This is a genomic window from Bradyrhizobium sp. AZCC 2230 (assembly GCF_036924495.1).
GTDB classification, from domain to species: Bacteria; Pseudomonadota; Alphaproteobacteria; order Rhizobiales; family Xanthobacteraceae; genus Bradyrhizobium; species Bradyrhizobium rifense.
Genome location: NZ_JAZHRS010000001.1, coordinates 767,653 through 782,364, shown reverse-complemented (window position 1 = coordinate 782,364; position 14,712 = coordinate 767,653). Strand labels below are relative to the sequence as shown.

The window sequence follows — 14,712 nt, the reverse complement described above, 5'->3', positions numbered from 1 at the left end:
AGGGGTATCCGCTCAAAATGGAACTAATCAGCTATGGCGAAATCGGGCAAGAAGAACCCGCGAAATTCAAGCGCGGATCGCGCAGCAACCCGAAGGGAGACCTACCATGGCTGAGACTTCAAAACCCACAATCGTCCTCGTGCACGGCGGCTTCGTCGACGGCGCCGGCTGGGAAGGCGTCTATAACCTCCTCAAGAAGGACGGCTTCAACGTCGGCATCGTGCAGAATCCGACGACATCGCTCGCCGACGACGTCGCCGCGACCCGGCAGATCATCGCACAGGCCGAGGGACCGGTCGTGCTGGTTGGACACTCCTATGGCGGCGTGGTGATCACGGAAGCCGGCAACGACCCGAAAGTATCGAAGCTCGTCTACATCGCCGCCTTCGCGGCGGACAAGGGCGAGTCCGTTGCTTCCCTGATCAAGGACCCGCCTCCCGGCGCCGCCGTGCCGCCGATCCTGCCGCCGCAGGACGGCTACCTGTTCCTCGACAAGGCCAAGTTCGCGGCTTCGTTCGCGGCCGACGTCGAGCCGGCGAAGGCGGAGTTCATGGCGAACTCGCAGGTGCCGTGGGGCCTCAAGGCGCTCGAAGGCGCGGTCAGCGAAGCGTCGTGGCGGACAAAGCCGAGCTGGTATCTTGTGGCAACCGATGACCGCATGATCCCTCCCCCGGCCCAGCAGTTCATGGCCAAGCGTGCCGGCGCGACTGTGGTCGAGAGCAAGGGCAGCCACGCCGTCTACGTGTCGCGGCCGGAGGCCGTCGCCTCGGTCATCAAGAGCGCGGCGCTCGCCTGATCCATGCGGACATCTGCTGCCGGCAACGCCCGGCGGCAGGGACGCAAAGCCGCTTGATCGTCTGGACGATCATCTGCGGCTGATCGCGTTGATGGAAGCAACCGGCTTCAGAGCCGAAAGCCGACGACGTGTTACGTCGCCGCTTTCTTCTTCGCCTTCGGCTTCACTGGCTTCGGCACGACCGGCGCCTCTGGCGTGCCCTCGATCGCGGACAGGCGTCCGGACGTAAACGTGTAGATGCCCGCGCGCGGACCCGTGGTCCAGGTGACCACCGCGACGCGACGCCCCGCGGCATCGCTGGAAAGATTGACGTTGGAGGGCGCGCCGATGCCGCGCACCACGTCGCATTCGGTGTGGCCGAGCGCGACCGTGCCGCCCATCGGCGCAGGCGCCGTCGTCGAGGCATTGGCGTCGGCGGGTCCAGGCGGCGGCGCCATGCCGGGGCAACCGCCGTCGGCGCTGACGAGATCCTCAGCGCCCACCGGCTTGTCGGGGGTCAGCGGCGGCGATTCGATCGAGATGTTCTTGATGAACAGGCGGCTCGGCTTGTTGAACCATTCGGCGTCTTTGGCAGACGCCAGCAGATCGGTTCCGCCCGAGCAGCCCGCGATCAGCGGCGCGACAGCGGCCAACGCAACTATGAGCGACTTTGGAAGCTTTTGATGTCGCACGATAAACTAAATTCCCCACGTCAAGGAGTAGCCCTAAGCGCTTGTCCCAACATCACTTTGCGGCACGAAGGTGGCCGAAACCAGTTTGCCCGGGAAAGTCCAAATTATCATTAATTGCAAGCGACCGCTAATTCCGCCGCTGCCACCGGCCCCGTTCGTCCGCCTGCCAATAGGTGACCTCAAATCCGCGCGTCTTGCAATCCGTCCATATGCTGCGGGCCGCCGCAAGCGCGTCCGGATCGTCGCCGTTGAACAGCAGCACCATGCGCTCATAGGCCTCCGTGTCCTGCGGCAACGCGGCGTTGTCGACCAGGAAGCGGACATTGGCGCCGTTCGGGTTGGTCGCCTCGATCACCAGCACGATCGGCTGCTCGGCCACATCGTTCACGCGCCATGTCGCGTGCGGCAGGAAGGAATCGTCGCGATAGGTCCATAGATGCGCGTCGAGCGCATCGGCGCGCTCCGGCGAGGTCGACTGCACCACGACGCGCCAGCCGCGCTCGAGCGATTTCTCGAGAAGCGGCGGCAAGACGTTCTCAACCGTCATGTTTTGCAGATGGTAGAAGAGCACTTCAGTCATCTTGCGTCATTTGCGCTCGTAATGATCTGCCACCAGGCGATCGAGCAGCCGGACGCCGTAGCCCGAAGCCCAGCTCTGGTTGATGTCGGTCTTGGGCGCGCCCATCGCGGTGCCGGCGATGTCGAGATGGGCCCAGGGCGTGCCGTCGACGAAGCGCTGCAGGAACTGCGCTGCCGTGATCGAGCCGCCGTGCCGGCCACCGGTGTTCTTCATGTCGGCGAATTGGGAATCGATCAGCTTGTCGTATTCAGGACCGAGCGGCAGGCGCCAGACCTTCTCGCCGCTCTCGATGCCGGCCGCGTGCAGGCGCTCGGCGAGCTCGTCATTGTTGGAGAACATGCCGGCATGATCGGTGCCGAGCGCGACCACGATCGCGCCGGTCAGCGTCGCCAGATCCACCATGAATTTCGGCTTGGTCTTCTTGGCAACATACCAGAGCACATCGGCCAGCACGAGGCGGCCTTCCGCGTCGGTGTTGATGATCTCGATGGTCTGGCCCGACATCGAGGTGACGATGTCACCCGGCCGCTGCGCGTTGCCGTCGGGCATGTTCTCGACGAGGCCGATGGCGCCGACCGCATTGACCCTGGCTTTGCGCGCCGCGAGCGCGTGCATCAGGCCGACGACGCAGGCAGCCCCACCCATGTCGCCCTTCATGTCCTCCATGCTGCCGGCCGGCTTGATCGAAATGCCGCCGGTGTCGAAGCAGACGCCCTTGCCGACGAAGGCGACGGGCGCCTCGCCTTTTTTGCCGCCGTCCCAGCGCATGATCACAGTGCGGCTCGGCCGCGCCGAGCCCTGGCCGACGCCGAGCAGCGCGCCCATGCCGAGCTTCTGCATCGCCTTGACGTCGAGCACCTCGATCTTGACGCCGAGCTTGCGCAGCTGGCTCGCGCGACGCGCGAACTCCTCCGGAAAGAGCACGTTCGGCGGCTCGTTGACGAGATCGCGCGCGATGATGACGCCGTCGACGACCGCACCGGCCGAGGCAAAGGCCTTCTTCGCCGCGGCGGCATCACCGACCGCCAGCGAGACGTCGGCGCGCAGGACGCCCTCCTCGCCGTCCTTCTTTTTGGTCTTGTAGCGGTCGAACTTGTAGGCGCGCAGCCGCAGGCCGGAGGCGATCGCGACCGCCTGCTCGCTGGTCATGGCGCCGGTCGTCAGTTCCGCCACGATGGTCATGGCAGCGCTTCCCGCCTTGAGCTTGCTGGCGGCGATACCGCCGAATTTCAGGAAGTCGTTGCCCTTCAGGCTTGATTCCTTGCCGGTCCCGATCACGATCAGGCGCTCGGCCTTCAGACCCTCGGGTGCCAGGATGTCCAGGGCGGCGCCGGTTTTGCCCTTGAATGAGCCGGCCGCCGCCGCCCGCTTCACGAGCTCGGCTGCCCCGCCCAGCGCCTTGGCCGTCGCCGGGCCGACCTTCAGAGCGTCGTCGCAGAACACGATCAGGATGCCACGGGCGGCACTGGCCAACGGGACGAAGCCGACCTTGATGGCATCGGACATGGGTAACTCCTCGAAAAATGGGACTTTTTGCCGATCCGCGGGCATGGCCGAAGGCCGGACCTGAACGGCGATTCACTCGTCTCTCCCCACTATGGGCGAGAAGCGCGGTCGATGCCAAGCACCGCCCGTGGCAGCGAGGCCACAACGAGGGAAATATTAACCATATGTTGAGGGTGCCATGGGTCGGCCATTTTGTTGACGGATCAAAGGGATGGTAGTGAGAATGTAAGCCTCCGGAAGAGGTGGGTTGGCCGACCTTGGGGATCCCCGTCACGGGATTGGTCGGACAGCCGGAATTCCGGTGCGCGCGTTGGGGCTTTGGTGGGATTCGTGCGGTAGCGCATGGGGTCAATCGACAGGTATATTTTCCGCACGACGCTGGCGTCGTTTGCGCTCGTCCTGGTCAGCCTCACCGGCGTGATCTGGATTACGCAGGCGTTGCGCGGCATCGACCTGATGACGAGCCAGGGTCAGACCATCCTGACCTTCCTCGGCATCACCAGTCTCGTGATCCCGGCGCTGGTCCTGATCATCTCGCCGATCGCGCTGATGATCGCGATCTCGCACACGCTGAACAAGCTCGCGACCGATTCCGAAATCATCGTGATGAATGCCGCCGGCTTCTCGCCGTTCCGGCTGTTCTATCCGTTCTTCTACGCCACCTGCGTGGTGGCGCTGCTGGTCGCCTTCATCTCGGCCTATCTCGCCCCCGACGGCATGCGGCGGATCAAGCAATGGGACGCCGAGATCACCGCCGACGTGCTCACCAACGTCCTGCAGCCGGGCCGCTTCGCCCAGCTCGACAAGAATCTCACGATCCGGATTCGCGAGCGGCTGCCCGGCGGCATCCTCGCCGGCATCTTCATCGACGACCGCCGCGATCCGAACGAGCGCGTCTCGATCGTCGCCGAGCACGGCGATGTCGTGAAGAACGAGAACGGAACGTTCCTGGTGCTGAGAGACGGCAATCTGCAGCGTTTCGAGGTGGGCAAGCGCGACCCTGCACTGGTGACATTCGTCAGCAACGCCTTCGACATGTCGAAGTTCGGCAACCAGGGCCACGACGTCACACTCGGCATTCGCGAACGCTATCTCTGGGAGCTGTTCTCGCCATCCGAGGACGATCCCGTCTACAAGGCGGTGCCTGGCCAGTTCTGGTCCGAGCTGCATGACCGCCTGATGGCGCCGCTCTATCCGTTCGCGTTTGCGGCACTGACCTTCGCCTTCCTCGGAGCGCCGCGCACCACGCGCCAAAGCCGCAACTTCTCGATGGGCGGCTCGGTGGTCGCGGTGTTCGGGCTGCGCATGGCCGGATTTGCCTGCTCGGTGATGGCGGTGAAGTCGCCGGCCGCCGCCGCCGTGCAATACGCGATGCTGGTGGCCGCGATCGGCGCCGGCATGTGGCTGATCGTCGGCGGTATCGTAGTCGAGCCGCCTGCCGGCCTGATGGAGGCCATCAACAGATCGAATGCGCGGATCGCGCGGCTGTTCGGACGGCCGGCCGCCGCATGAGCATGCTCACCAACACGCTCGGGCGCTATTTCGCCGGCCGCTTCGTGGTCGCCGCACTCGGCGTGTTCGCGAGCATTTTCCTGCTGCTGGTGCTGGTCGACTACATCGAGATGGTGCGCAAGACCTCAGGGCTGGTGTCGGCGTCCGCGATCATGGTGGCCGAGACCTCGCTGTTCCGGGTGCCGCAACTGCTGGAAAAGCTGACGCCGTTCTGCATGCTGATCGGCGCCATGACCTGCTATCTCGCCCTCTCCCGCCGGCTCGAGCTCGTGGTGGCGCGCGCCGCCGGCATCTCGGCCTGGCAGTTCATCTCGCCCGCGCTCGGCAGCGCGCTCCTGATCGGCGTGATCGCCACCGTCGCCTACAATCCGATGTCGGCTAACCTGCGCGAGCTATCCAAGCGCATGGAAGCCGAGCTGTTCGGCTCGGCGCCCGGCGGCGGCATCCAGGACGCCTCGGGCTTCTGGCTCAACCAGGTGACCAGCGACGGCCAGACCATCATCAACGCGGCGCGCAGCGAGCAGCAGGGCGTCCGGCTGACGGGGCTCACGCTGTTCCGGTTTGACACAGGGCAGCATTTCAAGGAGCGGGTCGAGGCGCGCGAGGCGACGCTCGAGTCTGGCCATTGGCTGTTCAAGGGCGTGCGCCGCTTCTCGCTCGATGCTCCACCGATCGACCAGGCCAGCCTCGAGATTCCGACGACGTTGACCGAAGCGCAGGTCCGCAACAGCTTTTCCACACCCGAGACTGTGTCCTTTTGGCAACTACCGACCTACATCCGCTCATCGGAGAGCTCGGGGTTCGCGACAGCCGGATATCGACTCCAGTATCACAAGCTGCTGGCACAGCCGTTTTTGCTCGCCGCCATGGTGATGCTCGCGGCCTCCGTGTCGCTGCGCTTCTTCCGGATGGGCGGCGTACAGAAGATGGTTTTGAGTGGCGTGGGCGCAGGCTTTCTGCTCTACGTTTTGTCGAAAGTGACTGAAGACTTGAGCAAGGCTGAGTTGATGCATCCGATCGCTGCGGCGTGGTTGCCCGTGGTGGTGGGCGGCCTCACCGGCTTTTTGGCCTTGTTGTATCAGGAGGACGGATAGTGACGGCCGTCCGCCGAGGACACATATCTGGTTTAGCGTTGCGCACCCTCGTGCGCGCGAACGGGTATGGCTTGTCTGCCCGCAGACTCCTGCTCGCCCTGATCGCGACCGTATCGCTCGCCGGCATGATTGATCTTGCCGCGGTGACGCCGGCCGACGCCCAGAGCTACACCTACAATCCGCGGCCGCCGCGTCCGACGCCACCGAAGGCCGCCAATGACGGGCAGATGCTCGTGCAGGCGACCGAGGTCGATTACGACTACAACAATTCGCGCGTCTCCGCGGTCGGCAACGTCCAGCTGTTCTACAACGGCACCAGCGTCGAGGCCGACCGGGTCATCTACGATCAGAAGACCAAGCGGCTCCATGCCGAAGGCAACATCCGCATGACGGATGCCGACGGCAAGATCACCTATGCCGAGATCCTGGATCTCTCCGACGACTACCGCGACGGCTTCGTCGATTCGCTGCGCGTGGACACCGCCGACCAGACCCGCATGGCCGCGACCCGCGCCGACCGCTCAAGCGGCAACTACACGGTGTTCGAGAACGGCGTCTACACGGCCTGCGCGCCGTGTAAGGACGATCCGAAGAAGCCTCCGCTCTGGCAGGTCAAGGGTGCCCGCATCATCCACGACCAGCAGGAGAAGATGCTGTATTTCGAGACGGCGCAGCTCGAATTCTTCGGCGTGCCGCTCGCCTACATGCCCTATTTCTCGACGCCCGATCCGACCGTGAAGCGCAAGACCGGCTTCCTGATGCCGGGCTTCACCTCCTACACGGCGTTCGGCTACGGCGTCGAAGTCCCGTTCTACTGGGCGATCGCGCCCGACATGGACGCGACCTTCAGTCCGCGCATCACCTCCAAGCAGGGCGTGCTGTTCCAGGCCGAGTTCCGCCAGCGCCTGATGGACGGCGCCTACCAGGTTCGCGTCTACGGCATCGACCAGCTCAACCCCGGCAATTTCGCCGGCCAGCCGGGCGACCGCCAGTTCCGCGGCGGCATCGAGACCAAGGGCCAGTTCGCGCTGAACGACAAATGGGTCTGGGGCTGGGACGGCGTCCTGCTCTCCGACTACTATTTCATGTCGGACTACCGCCTGGCGGCCTATCGCGATCCGCTCGGCTCGTTCCTGAACCTGCCGACCGATGCGATCTCGCAGCTCTATCTGACCGGCGTCGGCAATCGCAGCTTCTTCGACGCGCGCACGATGTACTGGACGAGCTTCTCGGGCAACCAGCAGCAGGTCCCGGTCGTCTATCCCGTGATCGACTACTCGAACGTGCTCAACTATCCGATCTTCGGCGGCGAGGTCTCCTACAAGACGAACTTCGTCAATCTGACGCGCAACGACGCGGTGTTCGATCCGATCACGACGGCGGCCAACACCAACGGCCTGTGCACGACGACCTCCGCCGATCCGCTCGCGCGCACGCCGTCGCAGTGCCTGCTGCGCGGCTTCCCCGGCACCTACACCCGCCTGACGGCGGAGGCGCAGTGGCGCAAGTCCTTTACCGATCCGTTCGGCGAGATCTGGACGCCGTTCGCGATCCTGCGCGCCGATGCGATCAATTCGGACGTCTCCAACCAGCCGGGCGTGTCGAACTACCTGCCCGTCGGCGACACCCAGGCGTTCCGCCTGATGCCGACCGTCGGCCTTGAATACCGCTATCCCTTCATCAACGTTCAGCCCTGGGGCTCGACCACCATCGAGCCGATCGCGCAGATCATCATCCGCCCGAACGAGACCTATGCCGGCAAGCTCCCGAACGAGGATGCGCAGAGCATGGTGTTCGACGCCTCCAACCTGTTCAGCGTCGACAAGTTCTCCGGCTACGACCGCGTCGAAGGCGGCGGCCGCGCCAATGTCGGCGTGCAGTCGACCACGCAGTTCGACAAGGGCGGCGCCGTCAAGGTGGTGTTCGGCCAGTCCTACCAGCTGTTCGGCATGAACTCCTACGCGGTGCAGGACTCCATCAATACCGGTATCAATTCCGGCCTCGACAAGCCGCGCTCGGATTATGTGGCGAGCGCCGCCTACTCGCCGAACAGCACCTATACGTTCAGTGTCCGCTCCCGCATGGACGAGCAGACCTGGAACATCCAGCGCTTCGAAGCGGAAGGCCGCGCCAACTTCAATCGCTGGTCCGTCAGCGTGTTGTACGGCAATTACGCGCCGCAGCCGGAACTCGGCTATTTGACCCGCCGCGAGGGCATCCTGACATCAGGCTCGATCAAGGTCGCGACCAATTGGGTGGTGACGGGCTCGGCGCGCTGGGACCTCGAGGCCAACAAGATCAACCAATATGTGCTCGGCGCCGGCTACGTCGACGATTGCTTCGTGCTGGCGGCGAACTATGTAACTTCGTATAGCTATTCGGCGGGCACCACACCGCCCGTCCTGAGCCACGCGTTCATGTTCCAGATCGGCCTGCGCACGCTGGCGACCTCGACCGGGTCCAGCGGCACCGCCGGCTACCAGTGAACCCGTCCAAAATGCCGGCCGCCTGTTCCCGATCACAGGACCATCTCGGCTGACATGCGAGCGACAACCATGACGACCCGATTGCCTGTCTTCCGCCTCCCCCTCCTCGTGCTGGGCGCCGTGCTGGCCGCCGTACTGGTTCTCGCCGGCGCACCCGCGCGCGCGCAGAACATCGTCGTCATGGTCAATGGCGATCCCATCACCGATTTCGACATCGAGCAGCGCTCCAAGCTCGAGCAGCTGACGACGCAGAAGACCCCGGGCCGGCAGGACGTCATCAACGTGCTGATCGACGACAAGATCAAGTTGAAGGAAGGCAAGAAATACGGCGTCGATCCCGGCGCTTCCGACATCGGCCAGTCCTACGACGGCATGGCGCAGCGCATGCGCATCTCGCCCGATCAGCTCACCAAATCGCTCGAGAGCAAGGGCGTGCGCCCCGAAACGCTCAAGAACCGCATGAGGTCCGAGATGGTCTGGACCAGCCTCGTGCGCGGCCGCTTCAAGGAGAAGCTGATCGTCGGCGAGAAGGACGTCGCCGACAAGGTGCGCGAAGGCGGCGAGGAGAAGCTGCAGGTCGAGGGCACCGAATACAAGATGCAGCCGATCGTGCTGATCGTGCCGCGCGGTTCGTCCGCGGCTTTCCAGGAGACGCGCCTGAAGGAAGCCGAGCAATATCGCTCGCGTGTCGGAAGCTGCGAGGAAGCCAATTCGCTGTTCCGCTCGACGCCGAACGCCACCATCCGCGATAGCGTCACCAAGACCACCGCCGACCTGCCGGAGGCGCTGCGCAAGGTGCTCGACGACACCGCGATCGGCCACCTCACGGCGCCCGAAGTGACCAAGTCCGGCATCGAGATGGTCGTGCTTTGCTCGCGCAAGCCGACCACGATCGATACGCCGAAGAAGCGCGAGATCCGCGAGAAGATGTATACGGAGAAATACGAGAAGACCCAGAGGGCCTATCTCGACGAGCTCCGCAAAGCGGCGATGATCGAATATCGCAACCACTGATGGCCGCTCCCGCAAAGCCCCTTGCACTGACGCTCGGAGAGCCCGCCGGCATCGGCCCCGACATCACCATTGCGGCCTGGCTCAGGCGCCGCGAGCTCGGCCTTCCCGCCTTCTATTTGCTCGGTGACGAGGCGCTGATCGCGCAGCGCGCCAAGGAACTGGCCAAGACGCTGGGCGCCGAGATCAGGATCGCCGCGGTGAGCCCGGGCGATGCCGAGACCGCCTTTGCCGACGCCCTGCCCGTGGTTGCGACCGGCGAGCCTGCGACCGCTGCACCCGGTAAGCCCGACGCCTCGAGTGCACCGGCAGCCCTCGCCTCGATCCGCCAGGCGGTCAGCGATGTCCGCGCCGGCCGCGCCAGTGCCGTCGTCACCAACCCGATCGCCAAGAGCGTGCTTTACCGCGCAGGCTTCCGTCATCCCGGCCACACCGAATTCCTCGCCGAGCTCGCGAGCCTCGATGGCCACCTGCCGCAGCCGGTGATGATGCTGTGGTCGCCGCGGCTCGCCGTGGTGCCGGTGACGATCCACGTTTCCTTGCGGGAAGCGTTGAGCCAGCTCACGAGCGAGCTCATCGTCTCGACCGTGCGCATCGTCGCGACCGAGCTCACATCCCGCTTCGGCATTGCCCGGCCGCGGATCGCGATCTCCGGCCTCAATCCGCATGCCGGCGAGGACGGCTCGCTCGGCCATGAGGAGCAGACCGTGATCGCGCCGGCGCTCAAGGTCCTGCGCAATGACGGCATCGACGCCAGGGGACCGCTGCCCGCCGACACCATGTTCCATGAAGCCGCGCGAAACACCTATGACTGCGCGGTCTGCATGTATCACGACCAGGCGTTGATCCCGATCAAGACGGTCGCGTTCGACGACGCCGTCAATGTCACGCTCGGCCTGCCCTTCATCCGCACCTCGCCCGATCACGGCACCGCCTTCGACATCGCCGGCACCGGCAAAGCCAATCCGGCGAGCCTGATCGCGGCGCTCAACCTTGCCAGCCGCATGGCGGCTGCAAACAGCTGATGAGCGCGATCGACGACCTCCCGCCGCTCCGTGAGGTCATTCGCCAGCACGCTTTGTCGGCGCGCAAATCGCTGGGCCAGAACTTTCTGCTCGATCTCAATCTCACCGCGCGCATCGCGCGCGCGGCAGCGCCGCTCGAAGACAGCACCATCGTCGAGATCGGCCCGGGCCCGGGCGGACTGACACGGGCGCTGCTCTCACTCGGCGCCAGACGCGTCATCGCGATCGAGCATGACGAGCGCGCGATCCCGGCGCTGAATGATATCTCCGCGCGCTATCCCGGCCGGCTCGAGATCGTGCATGGCGATGCCATGACCTTCGATCCGCGTCCGCTGCTCGGGCGAGAGCGCGCGAAGATCGTCGCCAACCTGCCCTATAACATCGGAACGCAGCTCCTGATCGGCTGGCTCACCACCGAGCCCTGGCCGCCCTGGTACGACATGATGGTGCTGATGTTTCAGCGCGAGGTCGGCGAGCGCATCGTCGCGCGCGAGGACGAGGAGGCCTATGGCCGGCTCGGCGTGCTCGCCAACTGGCGCTGCGAGACGAAGATCCTGTTCGATATCTCACCATCCGCCTTCGTGCCGCCGCCGAAGGTCACCTCCTCCGTCGTGCGCCTGGTGCCGCGCGCAGCGCCGCTACCCTGCGATCGCAAGATGCTCGAACAGGTCGCGGCCGCGGCCTTCGGTCAGCGCCGGAAAATGCTGCGCCAAAGTCTGAAATCACTCGGTATCGATCCCGCGCGGCTCGCGGCAGCCGCCGGCGTCGATGCGACGCGGCGTGCCGAGACCATCCCCATCTCCGGCTTTGTTGCCATGGCGCGTGAATTGGCGGATATACGCAGCGAGGCTCAATAATCGGAATTTCGGAGGAAGGAATATGGCGTTGATGCGTCGACAGTCGCTGGTCAAGTTCGATGCGCCCTTGTGCGAGACCATCGTCGATACGCCCAAGCCGCAGGGACGCGAGGTGCTGGTGCGCATCGAGCGCTGTGGCCTCTGCCATTCCGACCTGCACATCCAGGACGGCTATGCCGATCTCGGCGGCGGCAAGAAGCTCGACACCACGCGCGGCATGACGCTGCCCTTCACGCTCGGCCACGAGATCGCCGGCGTCGTCGACGAAGTCGGCCCCGACGTGCCGGCGGGTCTCGTCGGCTCGAAGAAGGCGGTGTTTCCCTGGATCGGCTGCGGCCAGTGCCGCGACTGCAAGAACGGCGACGAGAACCTCTGCGCCAGGCAGCGCTTCCTCGGCGTCTCCATCGACGGCGGCTTCGCCACCCACGTGCTGGTGCCCGACGCAAAATATCTGCTCGACTACGATCCGCTGCCCGTCAACCAGGCCGCGACCTTGATGTGCTCCGGCGTCACCGCCTATGGCGCGCTCAAGCGCCTGGTCGATCGTCCGCGTCAGCGCAATCTGCTGCTGATCGGTCTCGGCGGCGTCGGCATGATGGGCCTGTCGTTTGCGCGCGCGATGTTCAAGCAGCCGATCACGGTCGCCGATCTCTCGCCGGCCGCGCGCGAGACCGCGCTGAAGAACGGCGCGGCCAACGCCTACGATCCGTCCGAGCCCGAAATGATCAAGCGCATCCTGAGGGAGACCGACGGCGGGTTTGACGAGGTCGTCGATTTCGCCGGCAACGAAAAGTCGATGGCGTTCGCGGTCGCGGTTGCCGCGCGCGGCGGCAAGGTCGTGGTCTCCGGCCTGATGGGTGGTCAGTTCACACTGCCGATGGTGCAATGGGTCTACAAGCGCCTCACGGTCGAAGGCTTTATGGTCGGCACGCTTGCCGAGGCGCATGAGCTGATGGCGCTCGCCCGCGCCGGCAAGATCAAGCCGACGCCGATGCGCGAAGAGCCGATGGGCGATGTCCAGAAATGGATCGACGAACTGCGCGCAGGCCACGTGGTCGGCCGTATCGTGCTGAAGAACTGAGTTTCGAGCGGCGGCGGGATATGCGTCCCGCCGCAGCTTTCGTTTGCTCATTAACTCGGAATTCACGCAAGGCGCGGAACGGCTGCGGCTGCACTGCGTTGGCAGCGCATGTCCATTCGTTGCACCGTCGAGAGCGCATTCTTCATCGCCTGGAGCTTCCTCGAGAAGAGCGGCGAGTTGGGCCCGCCTGACAATTCCGCGAACAGCCTCCTCGATGCGATCGAAGCGCAGCTCAAAACCGGCGAGCGCCGGCCGCTGATGCTCGCCAACAGGGCGATCGACGCCTACCGGCGCACGAACCGCATGTCGGCGGCGCGCGAGGCGCGCCTCGGGTAGCGGCGGCAAGCGGTGCCCTCGCACCGCCGGCTTGGCGGCAGTGTGAGGGTGAAGGCCGGCGGGTCGTCGGGCAGAGCGGACGGGGCCGTCGCTCGGCACCGAGAACGCTAATCCGATCCGCCCGCCCTATGTTCACTCGTGAACAGAGCGCGCGCTCTATTTCGAAATTCCGTAGTTCTCCGGACGAGAACAGAGTTCGAGGCGTGGCCCGGGTGCAACGCAGCACGCTTCGCCACATTCGGCGCCAATTTTTCGATCGATGGTGATCCGGCGGTTTCGTTAACGCAGCGGCCGCAGGATTGGCAGGACTCGAACGCCTGCGCCGCCCCAGTTCCGCGGATGGATCCCGGCGCTACCACCCGACCTGCCAAATTCCGATAGCCGCCGGTTCACCGAAACTTGCGTAAAACCAAAGCACAACTTGCATTGTGATGCGAACGGCCGTTCAATACCTGCATAAGGCGACAGCACATTGCATCACCTACGGTATTGAGTGGAATGCGGACCGTTCTTGTCATTCTGGGCATCTGGCTCCTGATCAACGTCCTCTTCGTCGTGGTCATGATCCCGCCGCGCAAGCCGCGGAAATCTGGCCAGCCGCGCTCGTCGAGCGGGCTCGCGCCTGTCCCGATCGGGCAAAATGCCTACGCCTACGATGAGGACGAAAAGGTCTCGGTGCGCCACACCATCATCGCCATTGCGTTGGGTGCGCTGTTCTCGCTGACGCCGCCTCTGCTGGAAGCCGTCGACGACATCAAGCGGATGATCGGGAAGTATCGCAAGTCGCGGCAACAGGCCGAGGCGGAAGGTGACGGACACTCCCTCGAAACCGTCTTGAAAGATCCCCGCGCGAATCAGACGTCAGCCGACGGATCGTCATCCGGCGAACAGGACGCTTCGAAGCACTAGAGCTGCGCGTCCCCCCATCACTTCGCCCTGAAAGTTGGAACACCGCGAACCAGCCGCGCGTTGGCCTCTCGTCAAGGCAACGACTGAGTCCGAATCGCATGACGAAGCCGCTGACAAAAACGGTGCAGCCAGTTCCCAACGAGAACCGGAGTCACAAGGGCGCCGGCAGCGCGCCGACTGTTCCCGTCGACACCACCAAGGGCCATCGCGACGACGAGAAGCAGAACATCCGTGAGCAGGCCGCCCACGGCAATCTCACGCAAAACACCAGCAACCGGCGTATGGGATAGGCAAACCAAGGGGGATCAACAGAGGAGACACGAACTTGGTCAATCTCGGCAAATGGTACGATCCGATTTCCGAACGCTGGATCGCACCGCGCGAACTCCGCTCCGCAACACAATCCCCCCACGCCAGCGAGAACCACGTCCTCGAGCTTCAGCGGACAGTCGAGATCCAGCGCATCTGGCGCGCGCTGGTCGATTGCTGCGCAGGCAAGTGATGCTCTTGCACGTGCGCGATGGCGCCGGAACGCGGTGCCAACCACGCCGTTATCATCTGGCATGACCGATTCCACATCCCCCGCCAGGCCCGTCGCAACCGCGATACGCTATCTTTCGATCATCGTCGGCTGCGGTTGCCTGCTGCTCACCGCCATCTGTGTCGCCATCGCCTGCCAGGTCTTCATCCAGACCGGCGTGTTCGCGGAGTCCTATGCGATGGTGGGATTGATCAGCGGCGTAATGGGAATTCTCGCCCTCGCGCTCGCGCGCATCTGGAGGTGAGGATGCACTATTGCCTGCCGCGCGATCAGTTCGTGCGGCCCTGGACGGAGGCATCTGAGTCGG

At 64.7% G+C, this 14,712-nt stretch carries 16 protein-coding genes; 13 read left to right on the top strand and 3 right to left on the bottom strand.

Features of this window, described 5'->3' with window-relative positions:
- Positions 1–106 precede the first annotated feature (106 nt).
- Positions 107–796, top strand: a complete 690-nt coding sequence (locus V1280_RS03620; protein ID WP_334519081.1) for an alpha/beta hydrolase — start codon at positions 107–109, stop codon at positions 794–796.
- Positions 797–927: 131 nt separating this feature from the next.
- Here V1280_RS03620 and V1280_RS03615 read toward each other — a convergent pair whose 3' ends face one another.
- The 3 genes from V1280_RS03615 to V1280_RS03605 all read right to left on the bottom strand — a co-directional run bounded on the left by V1280_RS03615 (position 928) and on the right by V1280_RS03605 (position 3,553).
- The gene (locus V1280_RS03615; RefSeq protein ID WP_334538160.1) at positions 928–1,428 is read right to left on the bottom strand and encodes a hypothetical protein; all 501 of its coding nucleotides are present in this window, start codon (positions 1,426–1,428) and stop codon (positions 928–930) included.
- A gap of 166 nt (positions 1,429–1,594) precedes the next feature.
- Positions 1,595–2,047, bottom strand: a complete 453-nt coding sequence (locus tag V1280_RS03610; RefSeq protein ID WP_334519078.1) for a DNA polymerase III subunit chi — start codon at positions 2,045–2,047, stop codon at positions 1,595–1,597.
- Positions 2,048–2,053: 6 nt separating this feature from the next.
- Positions 2,054–3,553 (bottom strand): leucyl aminopeptidase, encoded by a 1,500-nt coding sequence (locus tag V1280_RS03605; protein WP_334519075.1) that lies wholly within the window; start codon positions 3,551–3,553, stop codon positions 2,054–2,056.
- A gap of 342 nt (positions 3,554–3,895) precedes the next feature.
- On the opposite strand from V1280_RS03605, the gene lptF reads away from it, so the two are divergent.
- From lptF to V1280_RS03545, 12 genes are all read left to right on the top strand, one after another.
- Positions 3,896–5,065 carry an LPS export ABC transporter permease LptF gene (gene lptF, locus V1280_RS03600; protein WP_334519071.1) on the top strand — a complete coding sequence of 390 codons (1,170 nt, stop codon included), beginning with the start codon at positions 3,896–3,898 and terminating at the stop codon, positions 5,063–5,065.
- A complete protein-coding gene (gene lptG, locus V1280_RS03595; protein WP_334519068.1) occupies positions 5,062–6,159 on the top strand; it encodes an LPS export ABC transporter permease LptG in 1,098 nt (365 codons plus the stop codon). Before lptF ends, lptG begins: the two co-directional genes overlap by 4 nt.
- Positions 6,159–8,645 (top strand): LPS-assembly protein LptD, encoded by a 2,487-nt coding sequence (locus tag V1280_RS03590; protein WP_442895104.1) that lies wholly within the window; start codon positions 6,159–6,161, stop codon positions 8,643–8,645. Before lptG ends, V1280_RS03590 begins: the two co-directional genes overlap by 1 nt.
- 69 nt (positions 8,646–8,714) lie before the next feature.
- A complete protein-coding gene (locus V1280_RS03585; RefSeq protein WP_334519065.1) occupies positions 8,715–9,659 on the top strand; it encodes a peptidylprolyl isomerase in 945 nt (314 codons plus the stop codon).
- Positions 9,659–10,681: a 4-hydroxythreonine-4-phosphate dehydrogenase PdxA gene (pdxA, locus tag V1280_RS03580; protein ID WP_334519062.1), complete on the top strand. Its 1,023-nt coding sequence runs from the start codon at positions 9,659–9,661 to the stop codon at positions 10,679–10,681. Before V1280_RS03585 ends, pdxA begins: the two co-directional genes overlap by 1 nt.
- Positions 10,681–11,538 (top strand): 16S rRNA (adenine(1518)-N(6)/adenine(1519)-N(6))-dimethyltransferase RsmA, encoded by an 858-nt coding sequence (gene rsmA / locus V1280_RS03575; protein WP_334519059.1) that lies wholly within the window; start codon positions 10,681–10,683, stop codon positions 11,536–11,538. The genes pdxA and rsmA overlap by 1 nt, the downstream gene beginning before the upstream one ends.
- Positions 11,539–11,560: 22 nt before the next feature.
- Positions 11,561–12,619, top strand: a complete 1,059-nt coding sequence (locus V1280_RS03570; protein ID WP_334519057.1) for an alcohol dehydrogenase — start codon at positions 11,561–11,563, stop codon at positions 12,617–12,619.
- A 108-nt stretch (positions 12,620–12,727) separates the two neighbouring features.
- Positions 12,728–12,955: a hypothetical protein gene (locus tag V1280_RS03565; protein ID WP_334519054.1), complete on the top strand. Its 228-nt coding sequence runs from the start codon at positions 12,728–12,730 to the stop codon at positions 12,953–12,955.
- A gap of 498 nt (positions 12,956–13,453) precedes the next feature.
- On the top strand, positions 13,454–13,864 hold the full coding sequence (locus V1280_RS03560) for a phosphonate metabolism protein PhnM (protein ID WP_334519051.1): 411 nt from the start codon (positions 13,454–13,456) through the stop codon (positions 13,862–13,864).
- 98 nt (positions 13,865–13,962) lie between these two features.
- A complete protein-coding gene (locus tag V1280_RS03555; RefSeq protein WP_334519048.1) occupies positions 13,963–14,154 on the top strand; it encodes a hypothetical protein in 192 nt (63 codons plus the stop codon).
- Between the two features lie 35 nt (positions 14,155–14,189).
- A complete protein-coding gene (locus V1280_RS03550; protein WP_334519045.1) occupies positions 14,190–14,366 on the top strand; it encodes a hypothetical protein in 177 nt (58 codons plus the stop codon).
- Positions 14,367–14,427: 61 nt separating this feature from the next.
- The gene (locus V1280_RS03545) at positions 14,428–14,649 is read left to right on the top strand and encodes a hypothetical protein (RefSeq protein ID WP_334519042.1); all 222 of its coding nucleotides are present in this window, start codon (positions 14,428–14,430) and stop codon (positions 14,647–14,649) included.
- The last annotated feature ends 63 nt before the right edge of the window (positions 14,650–14,712 follow it).

Bases quoted from the DNA above. Each gene is read 5' to 3' on its own strand.
- V1280_RS03565 (WP_334519054.1), top strand. From the start codon at position 12,728: ATGTCCATTCGTTGCACCGTCGAGAGCGCATTCTTCATCGCCTGGAGC.
- V1280_RS03555 (WP_334519048.1), top strand. From the start codon at position 13,963: ATGACGAAGCCGCTGACAAAAACGGTGCAGCCAGTTCCCAACGAGAAC.
- V1280_RS03570 (WP_334519057.1), top strand. From the start codon at position 11,561: ATGGCGTTGATGCGTCGACAGTCGCTGGTCAAGTTCGATGCGCCCTTG.
- pdxA (WP_334519062.1), top strand. From the start codon at position 9,659: ATGGCCGCTCCCGCAAAGCCCCTTGCACTGACGCTCGGAGAGCCCGCC.
- rsmA (WP_334519059.1), top strand. From the start codon at position 10,681: ATGAGCGCGATCGACGACCTCCCGCCGCTCCGTGAGGTCATTCGCCAG.
- V1280_RS03545 (WP_334519042.1), top strand. From the start codon at position 14,428: ATGACCGATTCCACATCCCCCGCCAGGCCCGTCGCAACCGCGATACGC.
- V1280_RS03610 (WP_334519078.1), bottom strand. From the start codon at position 2,047: ATGACTGAAGTGCTCTTCTACCATCTGCAAAACATGACGGTTGAGAAC.
- V1280_RS03605 (WP_334519075.1), bottom strand. From the start codon at position 3,553: ATGTCCGATGCCATCAAGGTCGGCTTCGTCCCGTTGGCCAGTGCCGCC.
- V1280_RS03620 (WP_334519081.1), top strand. From the start codon at position 107: ATGGCTGAGACTTCAAAACCCACAATCGTCCTCGTGCACGGCGGCTTC.
- V1280_RS03585 (WP_334519065.1), top strand. From the start codon at position 8,715: ATGACGACCCGATTGCCTGTCTTCCGCCTCCCCCTCCTCGTGCTGGGC.
- lptF (WP_334519071.1), top strand. From the start codon at position 3,896: ATGGGGTCAATCGACAGGTATATTTTCCGCACGACGCTGGCGTCGTTT.
- lptG (WP_334519068.1), top strand. From the start codon at position 5,062: ATGAGCATGCTCACCAACACGCTCGGGCGCTATTTCGCCGGCCGCTTC.
- V1280_RS03560 (WP_334519051.1), top strand. From the start codon at position 13,454: ATGCGGACCGTTCTTGTCATTCTGGGCATCTGGCTCCTGATCAACGTC.